The organism is Bacteroides sp. GD17, assembly GCF_038448625.1.
Lineage (GTDB): Bacteria > Bacteroidota > Bacteroidia > Bacteroidales > Bacteroidaceae > Bacteroides.
The window spans coordinates 205,514-224,264 of record NZ_JBCEZS010000007.1 but is presented as its reverse complement, the minus strand read 5'-3'; the positions used below and the strand labels follow the sequence as shown (position 1 = coordinate 224,264).

Below are 18,751 nucleotides of genomic sequence, written 5' to 3'. Positions count from 1 at the left end.
CTATGCTGCAACAAATCATAAAGTTTCTGTGGAACAACCATCGGCATAATCTCTGGATTATGTTGGAACTGACGGTAATAGCCATTGTAAGTTGGGCTGTCATCGACCCCTTGTTTGTACTGAATTACAATCAGTCCATTCCGGACGGTTATGAGCCGGATGGTTTGTATCGCCTGGAACTGACACGCAACAAGATGGATACTATTTCTGACCCTGCGCAAGACTATGAACGAATCATGAGGGGATTGCGCAACTATAAGGACATTGAATCGGCCACTTGTATTGTTTCGGGGGCTTATCCCAGTTCGCCGGGAAATAATATGAACGAAGTATTCAGGGACTCGGTAAGGGTGCGTATGACGTATATCCCTTTCTTTACTCATTCCGGCTTTTTCCGCACCTGGCGCTTCCGTTCGGCGAAGGATGGGAGTTGGGAGACGCTCGAGAACCTGGAAGTGCCGAAAGGCAGTGTGATATTGACAGAAGATGCAGCGATGCTGCTGTCCGGTGGCGCCGACCTGACGGGGCAGAGTGTGTACAGCGTTTATGACAGTACGGAAATTCCTGTTGTGGGAGTGATGCAGCCCATCAAGATGAGGAACAGCATGCAACCTTACTTGGTGCGGATGATTTCTTTGGGCGACGAGAGTCAGATGCCGGAATGGGCATACAACCGGAGTATGCGTATTTTTTTCCGTACCAGGGCAGGAGTGCCGGAAGGGCGTTTTATAGAGGAGTTTATGCCGTGGGTGGACGAGAATCTTTCCTCCGGATCGCTGGTATTCAGTAAACTGTCTCCTTTTCATCAAGTGCAGAGGGATAGTGATTTGCGGGAAGGGGTGACGAACGAGATACGGATGAAGTACGTTTTGGCCTACTTCTTTATGATTAATTTGCTGCTGGCGGTGAGCGGAACTTTCTGGCTTCATACGCGTACGCGCCGGGAGGAAATCGGTATTCGGTTGTCCTATGGTGCTTCGCCGGGAGGCATCTGCCGGATGCTGTTAAGTGAAGCTTTTGTGATGACGACGGTGGCTGTGGTTGTGGGCTGTTTCTTATACTTCCAGTGGGTTTATTATGAAGGCTTTTATGTATTGAACGATAGGGTGCCGGGAAATGACAGCCTTTATCTGACTAATCATTTCCTTGCACATTTCTGCATCGTTTCATTGATTGTTTATGTGGTGATGCTGGCAGTGACGTGGTTCGGAGTGTATATTCCGGCACGTAGCATCAGCAGGATCTCACCGGTGGAGGCGCTGAGGGACGAATAAAAAGGTGATAAAGTGATAAGGTGATAGGGGATTATCACTCTATCACCCTATCACCCTATCACCTTATCACTCTACTATTTTATCACTTTTATTGCTGCCCATCGATTCTTTTCCTGATAATGAACGAAGTGCAGTCCGTTGCGTTCCGCTTCTGCCCGGATAACGGGGATGTTGTCCACATAAAAACCGCTCATATAGAGTTCTGAACCGGGGTGCATGCAGCGTACATATTGCTTCATGTCATTTAGCAGGATATTGCGGTTGATGTTGGCAATCACTACGTCGAACGGGCCTTTGCCTTCCAGCGAAGAAGCGTCGCCCTGGAATACGTCAATGCTGTCTACGTTGTTCAGTTTGATGTTTTCGAGGGAGTTGCGCACGCACCATTCGTCTATGTCGATGGCTGTGCAGGGAGCTGCACCGCGCATGCATGCCAGGATGGCAAGGATGGAAGTTCCACAACCCATGTCGAGCAGGGATTTGCCTTGCAGGTCGCTGTCCAGCAGTTCACCGATGATGAGGCTGGTTGTTTCATGATGCCCCGTGCCGAATGCCATCTGGGGATTGATTACGATGTCATACTCAGCTTGGGGGACGTTGTTGTGGAATGTGCTGTGAATCACACAACGCTCACCGATGACGATAGGCTGGAAGAAATTCTTCTCCCATTCCTCGTTCCAATCTTTGTCTTCAGCTTCCGTATAGCTGTAAGCTATCTGTGCGTCGGGTAGCGGGAAATCGGCAAGCGCTTCTTTCAAGGCTGTTTCGTTGTAAGAGTCCTTTTGTATGTAGGCGGTGATTCCGTCGGCCTGTTCAACAAAGCTTTCAAAACCTACTTCACCCAATACTGCGGAAAGTACGTCGTTCACTATTTCTGTGCACGGAGTGGTGCAGAATGTAAATTCTAAATATTTCATTGCTACTGTTAATTAATCGAAGCAAAGATAAGGAATAAAGATGAAAGGTGCAGCACAATGCGTTATTTAGAGGAGATAATTCTTATATTTGGCGAGCACAAGAACGATATAAAGAGCTAATCCGATTTTAGGGAATTCCCTAAAAACCTTTGGGGAAAATCTGCTGAATGGAATGAATTCCGGCGTTATCTTTGTGACGTGAAGAAATATATAAACGTAATCTATAAACCCAACGAATATGAAAAAGATTGTTTTTTTATCGCTTTTTGCCTTGTGCCTTCCATGGACATTGGCGGCACAAAGTGTAGATGACGACCTTTACTACATTCCTTCCAAGAAGAAAGAAGAAAAGAAGGAAGAAGTGAAGCAGGAGAGAAAAGTTACTGCTCCGGTGCAAGAGGTCGTGGTAAAGTCGAACGTACCGACCACAGTCTATACATCTCCGGGAAATACCACCGTTGTGGTGAAAGACCGCAAAGGAAATACCCGTGATGTGGACGAATATAACCGCCGTTACGATGCCCGTGACAATAATTTTGTGATGGACAATGACACTTTGTACATTGAAGAAAAGAGCCAGCCCGATCTGGATGGCGAATGGGTAGGCGGCTTCGATGGTTCGCAAGACGATTATGAGTATGCTACCCGTATCATCCGTTTCCGTAATCCGCGATATGCCATCAGCATCAGCAGCCCAATGTATTGGGATGTGGTATATGGCTTGAATTCATGGGATTGGAACGTATATACCGACGGTTTGTATGCTTATGCTTTCCCGACGTTCACCAACCGCTTATGGTGGGATTGGCGTTACAACTCCTACGGATGGGGTTGGGGAGGCTATCCTTACTACGGTTATGGCTGGAACAGCTGGTATAGTCCGAGTTGGGGCTTCAGCTTTGGCTGGGGCGGCTTCTACGGCGGTGGCTGGTGGGGACACCATCATCACTATTATCCCGGTGGCGGCTGGTATCCCGGCGGCGGACACTGGGGAGGCGGCGGACATTGGGGAAATGCCTATACAACCAGACGTTCCTATGGCCCGAGCTATTCTACTGCGGGAAACCGTAGAGTTTCAAATGCTTCTACCACCCGTCGCTCTTCTGTTTCAAATGGTGGACAGACGGTACGCCGTAGCAGTGCGACTTCAACTTCTGGTCAGGTACGTCGTAGCAGCAGTGGAACTGCCACTCGCCGCGTAGTAGGTACAAGATCTTCATCGACTGTCCGTTCAGGTTCTTCTGCTACTCGTTCAGGTGTGAATCGTTCGAATGCAACTTCTACTTCTACCCGTCGCTCTTCTACTTATACCCGTCCGAGCAGTACGCGTAGCAGTTCTTACAATAGTAATGTAGAAGGAGTTCGTAGCAGTCGCTCTTCAAGTACGCGTTCTTCTGTAGGTACTTCGGGTAGTAGAGCAGGTAGCAGAACATCATCTACTTATAATAGAGGTTCAAGCACTGCACCGACACGCAGCTATTCTAACGGTAATAATCGTAGCAGTAGTACTCGTTCTTATTCTGCTCCTGCCCGTTCGTCCAGTGGTAGCAGCCGTTCTTCTTCCAGTTACTCTTCCGGTGGCAGTTCCCGTTCCTCTGGCGGTGGCGGTAGTGCAACTCGCTCCAGTGGTGGTGGCGGTGGTTCCAGAAGAAGATAATGCAAGTAATGTCTTAATCTAACAAAACTGAAGAATTATGAAGAAAATAACAATGATAGCCCTTGCTGTGCTTACGACTGTAAGCGCAGGGGCGCAAACGGTATATGATGCAACGAATATTGCACAGAAAGATTTGAATGGTACAGCCCGTTTCGTAGGAATGGGCGGGGCAATGGGTGCACTGGGTGGTGATATCTCCACTATCGGAACAAACCCTGCCGGTATTGGTGTTTATCGCAGCAACGATGCAATGATTACCTTCGGCTACTCAACTACAGGTACTGAAAGTAAATACTTGGGTAATAAATTCGAAGAGAATAAGAACCGTTGGAATTTTGATAATGCCGGCTTTGTAATTTCTACCAAGATTGGCAATCATACTCCTTTGCGTTATGTCAATTTTGGTTTCAACTATCATAAGTCTAAGTCGTTTTATAAAAATATGACGATGCAAGGTCTGATGGGAAGTATTGACGGACAATATGTTTCTCAGGTACGGAGCATGGCGCAGCAGGCTACGGACGCGGCTTATGAATATTATCATCGTCCTCAGTATGATTCCCCGGGTGGCGGCAAATACTTAAACTATGCCAGTGATGACATTTATAATAATCTTTATGCAGGATGGCTGGGTGCCATGGGTTTTCAAGGTGGTCTTTTTTATGTAGATGAAACCGAGACTAGTAATGTTTATAGTCCCTACATACCTTCAGAAGCAGATTCCTACTTCTTGTCGCGTGAGCGTGGAGGTATTGACCAGTACGACTTCAATATTTCTTTCAATGTTAACGATCGCTTCTATTTTGGTGTAACCTTCGGTGCATACGATGTGGATTATAATAAGTATTCTCTTTACGACGAGGCTTTCAATTATACTTGGGAGGATGGAAAGAACTATGAGGAAGGTTATTCCCTGGAGAGCTTTAATCGTATACATGGTTCGGGATTTGACATCAAGTTCGGTGCTATATTCCGCCCGATTGAAGATTCTCCATTTCGTATAGGTTTGGCTGTGCATACTCCTACTTTTTATAAATTGACCTACACTACGGGAGCATTATTGAATTCAGATATGTATCTGCCGAATGAAAATGGGGAAGAAACGTTGACTCGTACAACAGTAGATACCTATGCTGCTTTGGGAGGCAGAGACATGGATCGTGATTTTGAGTTACAGACTCCGTGGCTTTTTAATGCCAGTTTAGGATATACGGTTGGCAATTACCTGGCATTGGGAGCTGAATACGAATATGAAGATTATTCCAGTATGAAGTTCAAGTATCCGGGCGGTGATGAAATGGCATGGGAAACGGGCGAAGCCGACCTTTGTATGAAAGGTGTAAGTACTCTTCGTTTAGGAGTTGAATATAAACCTATACCGGCTTTTGCTCTTCGTGCAGGTTATAACTACAGTTCGGCGGCATACAAAGAGAATGCTATCAAAGCGTTACCTTCTAACTCTATAAACACGGATACGGATTTTGCTAATAACAAGTCAATGAATACCTTTACGTTAGGTATTGGTTATCGTGGCTCTTTGTTGTATGCAGACTTGGCATATAAGTATAATATGTATAAGTCGGATTTCTATCCATTCTATAATGATATAGACGGACCGGTAACTTCACCTGCAACAAGTATTACTAATACCCGCAGCCAGGTACTCCTTACCTTAGGTGTACGTTTCTAAAAAGAACAGTTTTCATTGCAAATAACCTTTCATTGCCAATACCTTCGGGTATAAAAGGAATCCCCGGAATGCTGGAGTGCATTTCGGGGATTATTATATTCGGGAGGGAAGGGGAGAGGATTACCAATACCACGCTACACCGAAAGAGTAGGGTGTTACTTCCGGGCCTTTGTTTTTCTGGAACAGTCCGTAAGTAGAATAGCGCAAGTAGATGCCGATGTCACCGTAACCGGCTTGTGCCAGCAGGTTTACACCTACGGGATGTACATACATGCCTTTGCCTACCGTCTGTTTTTTGCCTCCGTTGATGCGTGAGAAGGATTTTACTCCATGACGTATCTCAAACTCCGGACCGGCATTGAAGAATACTTTGCTGCGGCCTGCCTTCTGCTGCCACTCCAGCAGTACGGGGACGCGGAAGAAGAAGTGGCGCAGCCGGCTTTTGCTGTAGCTGGTGGTTTCGTCGCCTGCGGTGAAGAAGCTTTCTCCATCTCCTTTCAGCAAGGCATAGTTGCCGTCGATGTTGAATGAACGGTATCCCCAGCTGACGCCTAAGTTGACTCCCCAGTGCGGATTCTTCTTGAAGTTGTGATAGACGGACAATAGATTGAAGCCGAACTCCCAGGATTTTGACAGATCGAGGTTTGCCTCTTTGCTTGCACCGAATGACAGGAAATTGTCTGACATCCGGCTGAAGCCGATGAATACTCCCGAGCAGTGCGGATCGTACGAATTATACCTTTTTTTCTGCGGGATGAACGGCAGTGCATCCAGGAAAGTACGTTTGTCTGCATCTACCTTTTCAAGATACACCCCTTCAAAGATTTGCACTTCTTTCTTTTCACCTTCTTCCAACTGCTCTTCATACACTTTGATGCGCATGTCTCCTTTTCCCTTGCGGATGATGATGGAGTCTCCTTGTGTTTTCACAGTTGTTTTTTGTTCGGGGTCAGTCTGTTGCTGAGCGGATAAGTGGCCGGCCGGTACTGCGAACAGGCAAGCCAGGATCATAACTTTGGTTTTCATATTGTATATTGTTTTTAATGTTATTGCGGTTTATAAAGCATATCCATCATTTCTTTTTCGCTGAGCATGCCTTCGATATAAATCAGGGTGCCCATCGAGTCCTTGCCGGTCTTGAAGAGGATGTAGCGGTTGAGTTCCTTCCCGTCGCGCTTTACCCCTTGCAGTTGGTAATAGGCACTCCGCAGAACGCCGCTTTCCATTACTTCCTGGGCTTTCTTTACATTGTCCTGCTTGTCGTGGGCGAGGGCTTGCTGTATCTCCTGGCGATAGGGCGTTACGTTCTTGAACACAAGGCTTTTGTAGGTAGTCATGCGGTACGACTTCAGGATGCTGCCGTTCAGTTCCACCCGGGTTACGTCCTTCTGTTCGCCGTACTTGTTGAATAAGGAGGCTATCTGCAGGCCATCTTGTGCTTGGGCAAAGACTGGCAGGCAAATCAGCAGGGAGAGGAGGAAGAAACCTCGCAGGCGGATAAGTATAGATGTTTTCATAACCTGGTTTATATTAATGTTGAAACAGTAAGTTACTTAAATCTTCATCGGTGAAGCTGGCGTTCTGCAAGGCTTCCATCGCTTTGGCTTCTACCAGTTTCTCGTCCGTATAGCGTTTCCCGTCAATGATTACATAATTTTCGGGAGTGGCGGAGAGCGGGAAGATTCTGGCTATTGCAAGGAGCAGAAGCAATCCGGCTGCAATACCGCTGAGGGTATAGAGCGCACGGTGCAGGAGGGCAGGCTTCTTCAAAGTCGGCACGGATGCCTGTTCCTCCTCTTGTCCGGCTTTTGCTTCCCGGTCTATGTAGGCAAACAGCGGACGGTATACTTGCAGATGTTCCGGCACTTCCTTTTCTGTAAAGAAACGGCGCAGCTCCCGCTCTTCTTCGCAGGAGGTTTCTCCTTCGAAATATTTGTTCAACAGTTCGTCTATCTTCATGACTCATTTCTCCTTTTCTTTTCTTGAATGGTTTGCAGGTAAATGTCCCTCACTTTCTTTCTCGCTCTCGACAGGTTGCTGCGTATGGCTTCTGCTCCGCAGCCGGTTATTTCGGCGATTTCATCCGTCTCGTATTCCTCGATATCTTTCATCCGCATGATGGTGCGCTGAAGAGGGGGCAGCGAGTCGATGATTTCGTGCATCAGGTGCATTTCATCTTTTATCTCCAACAATCGTTCCGGTGTTCCGGTAGGTGCTGCTGCCTGTACGTTGTCCAGGGGCAGGTTGCTGCTGTGCTTGCTCCGCCACATGTCTATGCAGAGGTTGTGCGTCAACGTCGTGGCAAAGGCTTCGATACTGCGGTATTGCTCCAGTTCAAGCCTTTTGTTCCATAGCTTGAGCAATACTTCCTGGACAGCATCTTCGGCATCTTCCGGATCGTCGGTCAGCTTCCGCGCATAGTTCAGCAGCTTGGCGCGGAGAGGAAGAACGGTTATTTTGAATTGTTTGAGTTCCATTTACATTGTTATGACGAACGAGTGGCGCAAACGTGACATTGCAAACACAAAAAAGTTTCCAATAAAAAAGGGACTTGCTAAAGATAGCAGTCCCTTTTCTTACATTACTATAATTACCGGATTATTTTTTGAAGTAGCGATTGTACAAGCCTTCAAAACCTTTACCATGACGAGCTTCGTCCTTAGCCATTTCGTGAACGGTATCGTGGATAGCATCCAGGTTCAACGCTTTGGCACGGGTAGCAATGCGCTTCTTGTCTTCGCATGCGCCGGATTCAGCGTTCATTCTCTTTTCGAGGTTTGTTTTGGTATCCCATACACAGTCGCCCAGCAGTTCGGCAAACTTGGAAGCGTGTTCTGCTTCTTCCCAAGCGTAACGCTTGAAAGCTTCCGCAACTTCGGGATAACCTTCGCGGTCGGCCTGGCGGCTCATAGCCAAGTACATACCAACTTCTGTACATTCGCCCATGAAGTGGTTGTTCAGGTCTTTAATCATTTCGTCGTCGCAACCTTTGGCTACGCCGATAACATGCTCGTCAGCGAAAACCAACGGACCGTCAGCCTTAGCTTCTTCTACTTCAACGAACTTGCTGGCAGGAGCCTTACACAATGGACATTTCTCGGGAGCTGCGTCACCTTCGTATACGTAACCGCAGACAGTACATCTAAATTTCTTCATTTTCTTTCAGATTTTAAATCAGTTGAATTAGTTATTCTTTATATCAGTTGAATTAATCATTCTTTGTCTTTACGCGTTCTTTTTCTCAATACAGTGTTTGCAGATTCCTTTGTAATAGTAGTGGACTTCTTGTACGTCGTGTCCATCCAAATCCATGTCTACTACTTTCTTTACGTTGTCATCGCATTCCAGGTCATAAATCTTTCCGCAACTCTTGCACAGAAAGTGACCGTGCGGGCTGGTATCTGCGTCATAACATGTATTTCGTTCATCAATGGTCAGTGTCTGTGCAGCACCTTGTTCACTCAGCAATTTTAGTGTGTTGTATACCGTTGTCTTCGACAATGTAGGTATAGAGGGAGCCAATGCTGTGTAAATTTCATCCACTGTGGGATGCGTACGATGCTTTATCAGATAGTCCATAATCGCCATGCGTTGCATTGATGGCTTAATGTTGTGCTCTTGCAATCGTTTTACTACATCCATATCATCTCAATTTTCAAACTTGTAATAATTACATTTTTAATTCACTTGCAAAGATAGAGACTTCTTTTCATTCTCCAAAAGATTTCCATCATTTTTTTATTGGTTTCTTAAAAATACTTAGGCAAGCTTGTCTGCGGGGTGAACAGGAATTTCCAGCCAGAACTCTGAGCCTTTCCCTACTTCGGAACAGATGCCGACGGTTGCCCCCATCTTTTCTGCAATCATGCGGCAGATGGATAATCCCAGTCCGGTGCCTTGCCTGAAGCTGTCCAGCTTGACAAAGCGTTCAAAGATTTGCTGGTGCTTTTCGGGAGCAATACCGCATCCGGTATCGCGGATAAAGAGGCGGAGCTTTCCGTCTTTGGGAGGATAGTAGCCGATGGTGATGCTGCCTTCCGCAGTATATTTTATGGCGTTGGAGATGTAGTTGCCAAGTATCTGCATGACCCGGTTTTTCTCCGTATGGAGGAGGCACTTGTCAAGGGAGGGCGCCAGTATACATTCCACATTTTCCGGCATCCGCAGGTGGAAGGCTTCTCTCAGTTCTTCGAGGCAGTGGTTGATATCTACATTACTATATGAGAATTCCAGCAGTCCGGCTTCTATTTTTGATAAATCGAGGATATCGTTGATGAGTTGCAACAGCAGGTAATTGTTGTTCTCGATGATTTTTATGTACTCGCGGTTTTCCGGTGTATCGGCAGTTTCGGCGAGGATGCTGGAGAAGCCGACAATGGCATTGAGTGGTGTACGTATCTCGTGGCTCATATTGGCAAGGAAGGCTGATTTTAGCCGGTCTGCTTCTTCGGCATGTTCTTTGGCCTTGATAAGTTCCCTTTTAACTTTCAGTGAACGGGCGTGGTATACGGAATATAACACGATGGACAGCAGGATGAAAAAGCCTGTCAGCCAGATGTAGACCCTGTATTGCTGGTAGAATGTAGGGGGCTTGTGGTAGTAGATGGCTTTGTCGGGGTACAGTTTCTCCGGGATATTATACCATTTCAAGTCTGCATAATTAAGATAGGTATGAGGTGTGCCGCCGTCTTGATAGGGGATGGAGGATGCCGGTTCTCCATCCAGGATACGATTGATGACGGACATTGTGGTATCTGTAAAATCTGAAATGGAGATATAATGTCCTCCTGCAAACAGATTTTCCTGCAAGTTCAGATCTGCTATGGTGAATATCGGTACTTCGAGGAATGTAGGGAGTATTTTCTTCAGATGGTCGGACAGGTAATAATTCTCTCTTTTTCCGTATTGCTGAAACCAGGAGTAGTAGATGATTCCGGCGGTTTTGCCGTAAGTTTTCAGTGTGTCCAGCAGTTGTTCGGTATTTAGTATGTCCGATGACAGCTGTTCGAGTTTCATATCCGGGAATTCTGCCTGCATGGTTTGCCGGACCATCTGACGTGTGACGACGCTGATGTACCGGTGGTCTGAGATAAAGGCAATCCGTGTAATATCCGGCTGCAACTGTTTGATCAGGTGCAGGGTTTCTGATATAAAATAGGGCTGTTCTAAGACTGTAATGTTATATTTCTTATTGAATTCCTCGATGGGAATGCTGTTTTCCTCAGTCAGTATGGCTTTGGACAATAAAGTTTGCAGGTCGGCGGGTACTTTTTTGCGTGAGTAGCATAGTACAACGGGAATGTCTTTCCACGGACCGCAGAAGAGGGGGGCGCTGACCATCCAACCGGGATCGCCTATAATCACTACTGCTTTGGGCGGATCGGGGAATGTTTGCAAAACCTTTTCTTGCAACTGCTTTACTTCCTCTTCATCATTTAGCAACGGTATTGACAAGAAAAATTCTTTTAAGACCATCTCTTGCTTACTGATGCGACGGTGCAACTCATCACTGAAACTTTTGGTCCAGGCTTCTTCTTTATTGATAGAGTTGAGTAGCAATATATAATCTTTATCTGTCTCTCCGGCTGAGGCAGATAAAAAGGTGGCCAAGAATAGTAGAAAGAATGATATGCACTTAAATGATGGATGTATCCTCATGATAATAGACACCGGTTTTCGTTAAATGAGCGCTAAATTACGAGTAATTCGGTGAACGGCAAAGTGAAACAACTGATAATTTTGTGTTTGTAGATAAATTACCGTATTTTTGTGGCGAATAAATAAGTAACATCCTTATGAATTACGGATATGTAAAAGTAGCGGCGGCTGTGCCCCGTGTCAAGGTGGCGGACTGTAAGTTCAATGCCGGACAAATTGAAAAAGAGATTATTATAGCCGACGGAAAAGGTGTACAGGTTATTGCCTTTCCAGAGTTGTGCATCACCGGATATACATGTGGCGATCTTTTTGCCCAGCAACTCCTGCTTGAGGAGGCGGAAATGGGATTGATACAAATCCTGAATAATACACGCCAGTTGGACATCATCTCGATATTGGGTATGCCCGTTGCCTTGAACGGTTCTTTGCTGAACACGGCAGTTGTCATTCAGAAGGGAAAAGTGCTGGGTGTGGTTCCTAAGACCTATCTTCCCAATTACAAGGAGTTTTATGAGAAGCGTTGGTTCACTTCCGCTTGCGAGGTGTCTGAAAACAGTGTGCGCCTTTGTGGGCAGATTATTCCGATGGGAAGGAACTTGCTTTTCGAGACGGCAGATACTACGTTCGGCATAGAGATATGCGAGGATTTGTGGGCGCCTATTCCTCCGAGTTCTGCACTTGCCTTGCAGGGGGCGGAGATTCTGTTCAATCTTTCGGCCGATAATGAAGGTATCGGGAAGCACAGTTATTTACGTTCGCTCATCAGTCAGCAATCGGCACGCTGCATTGCGGGATATGTTTTCAGCTCGTGCGGCTTTGGCGAATCGACTACGGATGTGGTGTTTGCAGGTAACGGATTGATTTATGAGAACGGTACGTTGCTGGCAGCAAGTGAGCGTTTCTCTTTTGAAGAACAGGTGGTGATCAGTGAGATAGACGTGGAACATCTGCGTACGGAGCGCCGGGTGAATACTACATTCGCCGCATGCCGGGCAAATTGTGCGTCGGAGCTTCCGGTACGCATCTCGACGGAATATGTCAATAGCAAGGACTTGAACCTGACCCGTAGCTTTGAGCCGCATCCGTTTGTACCGCAAGGACCTATGCTGGATGAGCGGTGCGAGGAAATATTCTCCATTCAAGTGTCCGGCCTGGCGCAGCGCCTGGTGCATACGCAGGCCAAGAGTGCAGTGGTCGGCATTTCCGGCGGACTGGACTCTACGTTGGCGCTGCTTGTGTGCGTAAAGACTTTCGATAAATTGGGCTGGTCGCGCAAAGGCATTATCGGTGTAACGATGCCGGGCTTTGGAACGACCGACCGTACTCATACCAATGCCATCGACTTGATGAATTCTCTTGGAGTGACTGTTCGTGAGGTCAGTATCAAGGAGGCGTGTATTCAGCATTTCAAAGATATAGACCATGACATCAATGTGCACGATGTTGTTTATGAGAATTCGCAGGCGCGCGAGCGTACTCAGATTCTGATGGATATTGCCAATCAGACGTGGGGCATGGTTATCGGTACGGGTGATCTTTCGGAACTTGCATTGGGATGGGCTACTTATAATGGTGACCACATGTCTATGTACGGTGTGAACGGCAGTATTCCTAAGACACTGGTGAAACATCTTGTCAAGTGGGTGGCAGAGAATAATGTGGACGATGCTTCGCGTGCTACGTTGCTCGATATTGTAGATACGCCTATCAGCCCGGAACTTATTCCGGCAGATGAAGACGGGAATATCCGGCAGATTACGGAAGACCTGGTTGGTCCGTACGAACTTCATGACTTTTTCCTTTATTATTTCCTGCGTTGCGGTTTCCGTCCTTCCAAAATCTTCTTCCTGGCGGCACGCACTTTCAAGGGGACTTATGACGAGGAGACTATCAAGAAATGGTTGCAGACGTTCTGCCGCCGCTTTTTCAACCAGCAGTTCAAGCGTTCTTGTCTGCCCGACGGGCCGAAGGTGGGAAGTATTTCCATCAGTCCGCGCGGTGATTGGAGAATGCCGAGCGATGCTTCATCGGAGATGTGGTTGAAGGAGGTTGAGGGGCTTTGATAAATGGGAATTTACGGAGTATCTCAAATTCCTCCGCCTGAAAGGGGAGGTGCCCGTAGGGCGGAGGGGTTTCACATCCGAAGGGACTTGCACTAAGTTACTTTCTATTTATGTAAGACCCCTCCGCCCGCAAGCGGGCACCTCCCCTTTCAGGCGGAGGAGTTTGAGATACACTTGTTATCACACGCCCCTAAATTATCATTTATAGTATCGTCTATAGATTTCCTTGTATTCTTTTCCTTTCTTGAAAGATTCCAGCCACGTGTTGAGGCTGTCCAGCAAGACGGGAGATTGTTTGCTCACTCCCCAGGAGTAGAACTGTGTAAAGCTGATGGCAGTATTGATATCTATTTCGGGCATACTGTCTGACGCAGCCTGCGCAATACTTTCGTCGCATACTGCGTAGTCTATATCCCCGTGGGCAACTAATGAAATCAACTGTTCCGAACCATACTTCTCTATCTCTTTGACGTAGATCGTATCGCCAATCTCATTTCCCAGGTTGCGGATGCGCAGTATCGAAGGAGATCCCTTTACTACATGCAGCGTTTTTCCGGCTAAGTCCAGTTGGCTTTTGATGAACAGCGCTGAGTCGGAAGCATTGTCCGGTTTTCGCTGCACCAATACCTGCTTGCTCAGTACAATCGGGGTTGTAAGCAGCAAAGAATCCTTCAACTCGCTGGTGGCAAGGATGCCGTAAGCAATCACATCATATCTGCCTTCAGCCAAGCCTTCCAGCCGATTGTCGAAACTCATCTCCGGCGAAATGGCAGCTTGCAACCCATGATCGCGGGCAAAAGCCTCTATCAACTCATAATGGAAGCCGGACAACGTATCGCCGTCTACGTAGAAACTGATGGAGTTGTATTCCGTTGCAGCATGTATGACGCCTTCGGCTGCTATTTCGGCATAATCACGCGGCTGCCCTTTCGGCTTCTCTTCTTTTTTCATGAGGTAATGAGCAAGAAGGACGGCTATAATCCCCAGCAACGCATATTTCAAGAGTCTGCTTTTCGTCATACAGCAAGCATTTAATCATAGAAATTCCACGAAATACCAATCTTGAACAAACGTGGATTGATAGGATAGTGGGGCACCAGGAAGTAATTGGGCTTACCCATACCTGCATTGACATGATACATCATGGCAAAGATACGTGTCCGCTTCAATTGCAGGTTGGCATAAACATTCACGATGGGGTAACCACCGATTTCCACCTGGTCGTTGGTTGGTTGCAGGTGGAACTGCTGGATGCCGGGCGCGTAGGCAGGTGCATTGTAGGTAGTGAAGTATCTGACGTCGGCACCCAACTGAACAGTCAGCACCTTCTTTGCCAACTTAGTCAGTATATATAAGTTATGGTAAAGCGAGAATTGTGGCAACGGAAGTACCGCTTCATTACTTGTCTTTTGCCAGGTTACTTCATTGTCCAGGTGAAGTATCCCAAGACGGAAGTTTTGCGCCAGCGTGGCGGACAGTATCTGTATGTTGCCTCCGTTCTGCTCGGGCATAGCACTTGGGTTGAAATAAGTGTAGTTCTTTATATTCTCCACATTGGCGCGTAGATTCGTTCCCCAGCGGGCAATGTTCAATTCACCTTCCACGCGGGTGCGGAATTCTTTGTCCATATTATCATTGTCCCAACTGTAGTGGTTGGAGTGATAGTGGCGCATATAGAAGGAGGGGAGCGTGTTGCTCACGAAACCGCGGGCATAGAAGTTCACCGTATCTTTCCATAAACGGAAGTTCAAGTCCAGGTTGGCATTGACACGGAACTGACCGATAGCTTTGTCGAGCAGGCCCACTTCACCGTTCACATTGTAATGCAGCAACTTGCCTTCGCGTTTGGCAAGTTCTCCACCTACGAAGACTTCCTGCTCGGTATAGCGGATGCGGCGCATGTCCGTAAGCGTATCGACATTCATCAGGTCGTACCGGCTGAATTTATGGGAGATATATGCTGTAAGCCCTGCTTTGGCATATTTGTTGAATCCCTCCAGCAGTGCTATGCCGAATACGTTCTTTACGCTGAAGGCTGTGGTGGAGTCATTGCTATGATCCTTGTAGAGATAATACTTTTCGGGAAAGAATCCTTTAGGTTCGTTGCCCGAACGGAATTCATGCCGTGAGCGTTCCACCTTGAGTGTATGTATAAAACTGGTGACGGGCACAAACTCCTCTGTAACAGTGGTATCTTGTACTGCCACCGCAGGGATGCTGTCGTTTAACGGTTTCTTGGCAGGACCTTCCTGTTCTTTTATTTCAGTCGTTTTCCGGGTGAAGCCTAGTCGGTAACGTTGTGTCAGGTACACATAGAAGTCCTTGTTGCGGTTCGAGGTCTGTTCCAGTTTGACGGGGATAGTGGTCGACTCGTACTCCTTCTTTCCACCCGACATATTTTCGGGACGGGTGATGTACTGATCGTCCGCAATACCGCCGTTTTCGTTCATCTTCATGAAGAAGTTGTTGTATACGGCTTGTAGTTGGTACTTTTCGCCTATGTAGCTGGCAAACAGTCCGGCATTGAAGTGCGAGGTCGATTGGTTCTGGTAATATCCGCGCCCATAGAGGTAATCGATATTGAAGCCAAAGGCAAACGCTTTGTTGACGTTGACGGAGAAGTATGACTTGAACCGCTCTTCACCGTTCACTTTGTTTCCTGCCTTGTAGTAAGTCAGGTTGGTGTAGGGGATGTTACTGTTGGTAAACATCACCTGGTCGGGGCGGACGAAGAAGCTGGAGAAAGGTGTCATGAAAATGGTAGGTTCGTCGTCCGAGCGTTCGAAGAACAGCCGCGAGAGCCGTGGAGAACCCAGGTTGCCCAGGTAGTTATAGTGCCCGAACATTCCTTCTACCAGGTTTGTATTCTGGAAGTTGAGGCTGACAGTATCAGCAGGCAGAATAGTGCGGTTGCCCAGTGTCTCGCTCAGTTTCCACATATAAAGTTTGGGGGGAAGACTTTGGATTTCGGTGTTGGTGCTGTCTTCCAGGTTGTCCGGTTGGGTGTTCGGGTCAATTTGATTGCCGAATCGGTCACGGTTATTCATCGGGTTCAGGGTGTTTTGCGCCATTGCCCCCCATATCCCGACGACGGACAGAAATATATATGTCAGTACAATTCGTCTCATAATTAGGCGCAAAGATACAATAAAAAATTATTCGCTTACTGAATTCGGCCTTTTTTGCTTCTTTTAAAAGTGTCTGTCCTCCTTGTTATGAAATGTTTTCGTAAGTAGGCGCTTGTATATACCCCATACCGGATGTATAGAGAAAAGTTGTCCGGCATTAAGAGAAAAGATCCAGGGCATTAGGAGAAAAGTTCCTTTCTTCAGTGATAATTCTCTGTTCAAAGCTTGCGAACGGATATTCACAAGGCTTGAATATGTATTCGCACGGCGCGAACAAGCGTTCGCGCAGCAAAAACCGATTTTCTTCTAAGGATGGTGTTACTAATATCTTTTACTTACTTATCTTTGCAGGTAAATGAATATCTTTACAGCTTCTTTATTCTTTAATAAAAAGCCGATATCCTTAATACATTATCTATTATGAAAAACTTGTTGCTACTTTTCTGTTTGTTCACAACTTGTACTTTGCTGCATGCACAGGAGGCAGACCTGGCGGAATATCAAAAAGAACTTGCCCGCGCTGAGAAGTTGAAAGACCGGGACAGTATTGCTGCGGCATACTGTCATTTGGGAGAGTATTATACGCGCCGTTCGGCAGACAGTGCCCTTTATTATTCGGAGAAAGCACTGGCAACGCTGAAGACAAAGCCTTCATCTTTGCATATCACTCTATTAAATGATATAGGAGATGCTTACTTCTCTTCGGGCGACTTGGATAAAGCTTTTTCTTATTTTTCCATGGCACGCCACGAAGCGTCCGAGCTGAAAGATACGGTACTATGGGCTAATGCAAACACAAATCTCGGGGTGGTTTACCGTCAGAGAGAGAATCCCGATTCCGCACTGATTTACTATAATGAAGCATTACACTTGCTCGAAGGTCGCGAAAACTATTCCGAGCTGGCACAGGTATTAAGCAGCATTGCCATACTCTATGCCAATAGAAGTCGTTCGGATGAAGGCATATTGTATGGGAAACGCGCAGTGGAAGCGGCTGCAAAAAGTAAAGATATGGATATGATACTATATGCCAACTATGCTTGCGGCAGTATCTACTTTCAGCAAAGACGGCATGACGAGGGTATCGGTATGCTGCGGGCGGTAGTGGAAGAAGGAACCCGACAGCAGATGCCCCTATATGTCCTAAAAGGTTATACAACGATGCTTGAGATGTTTAAGGCTTTAGGCAAGCGCGATTCTGTTGATTTCTATATGAAAAAAGCGGAAGCTGTGGTGCGGCAATTACCGGAGGACTCGCAAGAGGTCTTGGGATTTCTTGAAGAACAATTTCTTATTTACATGGAGCAGGGACGCTATCGCGAGAGCTTGGACATACAGATGAAACTGTTGAAGCGTCGTGAGAGAGGAATGTACATGCCGGTCGACAAACTGTATCTGATGATAGCGCGTAATTATCGTGGCCTGAAAGAACCGGAAAATGCCATGTACTACTATGACATGGCTTATCGGACATGTGACAGTTTGTACTCCGAACGCGTCACCAAGGAGTTGTCCGACATGACCGTAAAGTATGATACTAAGGAGAAAGAACTTGAGATAGTTCGTCTGAATCAGGTCCAGTTGGAGCAAAAAGCACAAACCATGCGCTGGCTTGTTGCAACGATTGTAGTTGTATTCGTGTTCCTGCTTTTCCTTCTTTATTATATGTTCCGTCGCAAGCGCGTCAAGAAGGAGGAAGAATTGAAACTTGCCCGAAGTTATATCGAAGGTTTGGAACGTGAGCGCACGCGTCTTGCCAAAGACTTGCACGACGGTGTATGCAATGACCTGCTGGGCATCGGTATGCAGATGCAATGTATGCCGCCTACCGATGAATCGAAGCAAGAATTGCTGGGCTTGCTGGAGCAGGTGCGTACCGACGTGCGTTGCATCTCTCATGAACTGATGCCGCCTAAGTTCCAATACACCACGTTGGCCGAGACAATAGAGGCGTATGTGGAGCGACTTGCTGTACCTTCGTCCGTGCAACTGGCTTTCAGTGGAGAGAACGAGGGAGCGGAATGGCATCAAGTGCCGGAGCAAGTAGCTTATGAGGTTTATCGTATTTTGCAAGAACTGCTGTCCAACGTGCTGAAGCATTCCGGAGCAACTGAAGTATATGTAAGCCTTTCCCTGACAGAGAAGTTATTGACACTGCAGATAACCGACAACGGAAAGAGCTATTCCGACGGCAGTGCTGCGGGAAATGGTATCGGCCTGACTACTATCCGGGAGCGGGTAAAAGCAATTGGCGGAGTGTTTACTACGGATATACAGAACGGCGAACAATTGTTCAAACTTGAGATTTTGTTGTCTATTTAACTGAAAACCGTTCTATCCGGGACTAAAATCACTATTTTTGAT

The 18,751-nt window shown here is 46.8% G+C and carries 15 protein-coding genes; 5 read left to right on the top strand and 10 right to left on the bottom strand.

Going from position 1 to position 18,751, the window contains the following annotated elements; translation table 11 throughout:
- Positions 1-2 precede the first annotated feature (2 nt).
- The gene (locus tag AAE250_RS13455) at positions 3-1,274 is read left to right on the top strand and encodes an ABC transporter permease (protein WP_294603313.1); all 1,272 of its coding nucleotides are present in this window, start codon (positions 3-5) and stop codon (positions 1,272-1,274) included.
- A 74-nt stretch (positions 1,275-1,348) separates the two neighbouring features.
- Here the strand turns inward: AAE250_RS13455 and prmA are convergent, their stop codons facing one another.
- Positions 1,349-2,191, bottom strand: a complete 843-nt coding sequence (prmA, locus tag AAE250_RS13450; protein WP_294603315.1) for a 50S ribosomal protein L11 methyltransferase — start codon at positions 2,189-2,191, stop codon at positions 1,349-1,351.
- A gap of 238 nt (positions 2,192-2,429) precedes the next feature.
- On the opposite strand from prmA, the gene AAE250_RS13445 reads away from it, so the two are divergent.
- Positions 2,430-3,848 carry a hypothetical protein gene (locus tag AAE250_RS13445; protein WP_294603318.1) on the top strand — a complete coding sequence of 473 codons (1,419 nt, stop codon included), beginning with the start codon at positions 2,430-2,432 and terminating at the stop codon, positions 3,846-3,848.
- A 37-nt stretch (positions 3,849-3,885) separates the two neighbouring features.
- On the top strand, positions 3,886-5,538 hold the full coding sequence (locus AAE250_RS13440) for a TonB-dependent receptor (protein ID WP_294603321.1): 1,653 nt from the start codon (positions 3,886-3,888) through the stop codon (positions 5,536-5,538).
- Positions 5,539-5,658: 120 nt separating this feature from the next.
- Here the strand turns inward: AAE250_RS13440 and AAE250_RS13435 are convergent, their stop codons facing one another.
- The 7 genes from AAE250_RS13435 to AAE250_RS13405 all read right to left on the bottom strand — a co-directional run bounded on the left by AAE250_RS13435 (position 5,659) and on the right by AAE250_RS13405 (position 11,196).
- Entirely contained in the window at positions 5,659-6,564 is a 906-nt protein-coding gene (locus AAE250_RS13435; protein ID WP_294603324.1) for an outer membrane beta-barrel protein, read from the bottom strand.
- Between the two features lie 20 nt (positions 6,565-6,584).
- Positions 6,585-7,055, bottom strand: coding sequence for a DUF6108 family protein (locus AAE250_RS13430; protein WP_294603326.1), 471 nt, complete (start codon positions 7,053-7,055; stop codon positions 6,585-6,587).
- A gap of 13 nt (positions 7,056-7,068) precedes the next feature.
- Positions 7,069-7,497: a hypothetical protein gene (locus AAE250_RS13425; protein ID WP_294603327.1), complete on the bottom strand. Its 429-nt coding sequence runs from the start codon at positions 7,495-7,497 to the stop codon at positions 7,069-7,071.
- A complete protein-coding gene (locus AAE250_RS13420) occupies positions 7,494-8,015 on the bottom strand; it encodes an RNA polymerase sigma factor (RefSeq protein ID WP_294603328.1) in 522 nt (173 codons plus the stop codon). The genes AAE250_RS13425 and AAE250_RS13420 overlap by 4 nt, the downstream gene beginning before the upstream one ends.
- Positions 8,016-8,136: 121 nt before the next feature.
- A complete protein-coding gene (locus tag AAE250_RS13415; protein ID WP_294603331.1) occupies positions 8,137-8,694 on the bottom strand; it encodes an NADH peroxidase in 558 nt (185 codons plus the stop codon).
- Positions 8,695-8,763: 69 nt separating this feature from the next.
- Entirely contained in the window at positions 8,764-9,180 is a 417-nt protein-coding gene (locus AAE250_RS13410; protein WP_294603334.1) for a Fur family transcriptional regulator, read from the bottom strand.
- 117 nt (positions 9,181-9,297) lie between these two features.
- Positions 9,298-11,196, bottom strand: a complete 1,899-nt coding sequence (locus AAE250_RS13405) for a sensor histidine kinase (RefSeq protein WP_294603337.1) — start codon at positions 11,194-11,196, stop codon at positions 9,298-9,300.
- A gap of 137 nt (positions 11,197-11,333) precedes the next feature.
- Between AAE250_RS13405 and AAE250_RS13400 the strand changes: the two genes are divergently transcribed.
- Positions 11,334-13,259, top strand: coding sequence for an NAD(+) synthase (locus tag AAE250_RS13400; protein ID WP_294603339.1), 1,926 nt, complete (start codon positions 11,334-11,336; stop codon positions 13,257-13,259).
- A 198-nt stretch (positions 13,260-13,457) separates the two neighbouring features.
- Here AAE250_RS13400 and AAE250_RS13395 read toward each other — a convergent pair whose 3' ends face one another.
- Positions 13,458-14,279, bottom strand: a complete 822-nt coding sequence (locus AAE250_RS13395) for a transporter substrate-binding domain-containing protein (protein WP_294600791.1) — start codon at positions 14,277-14,279, stop codon at positions 13,458-13,460.
- Between the two features lie 11 nt (positions 14,280-14,290).
- A complete protein-coding gene (locus tag AAE250_RS13390; protein ID WP_294600789.1) occupies positions 14,291-16,387 on the bottom strand; it encodes a putative porin in 2,097 nt (698 codons plus the stop codon).
- A gap of 420 nt (positions 16,388-16,807) precedes the next feature.
- Here AAE250_RS13390 and AAE250_RS13385 point away from each other — a divergent pair, with 420 nt between their 5' ends.
- Positions 16,808-18,709, top strand: coding sequence for an ATP-binding protein (locus tag AAE250_RS13385; RefSeq protein ID WP_294600787.1), 1,902 nt, complete (start codon positions 16,808-16,810; stop codon positions 18,707-18,709).
- The last annotated feature ends 42 nt before the right edge of the window (positions 18,710-18,751 follow it).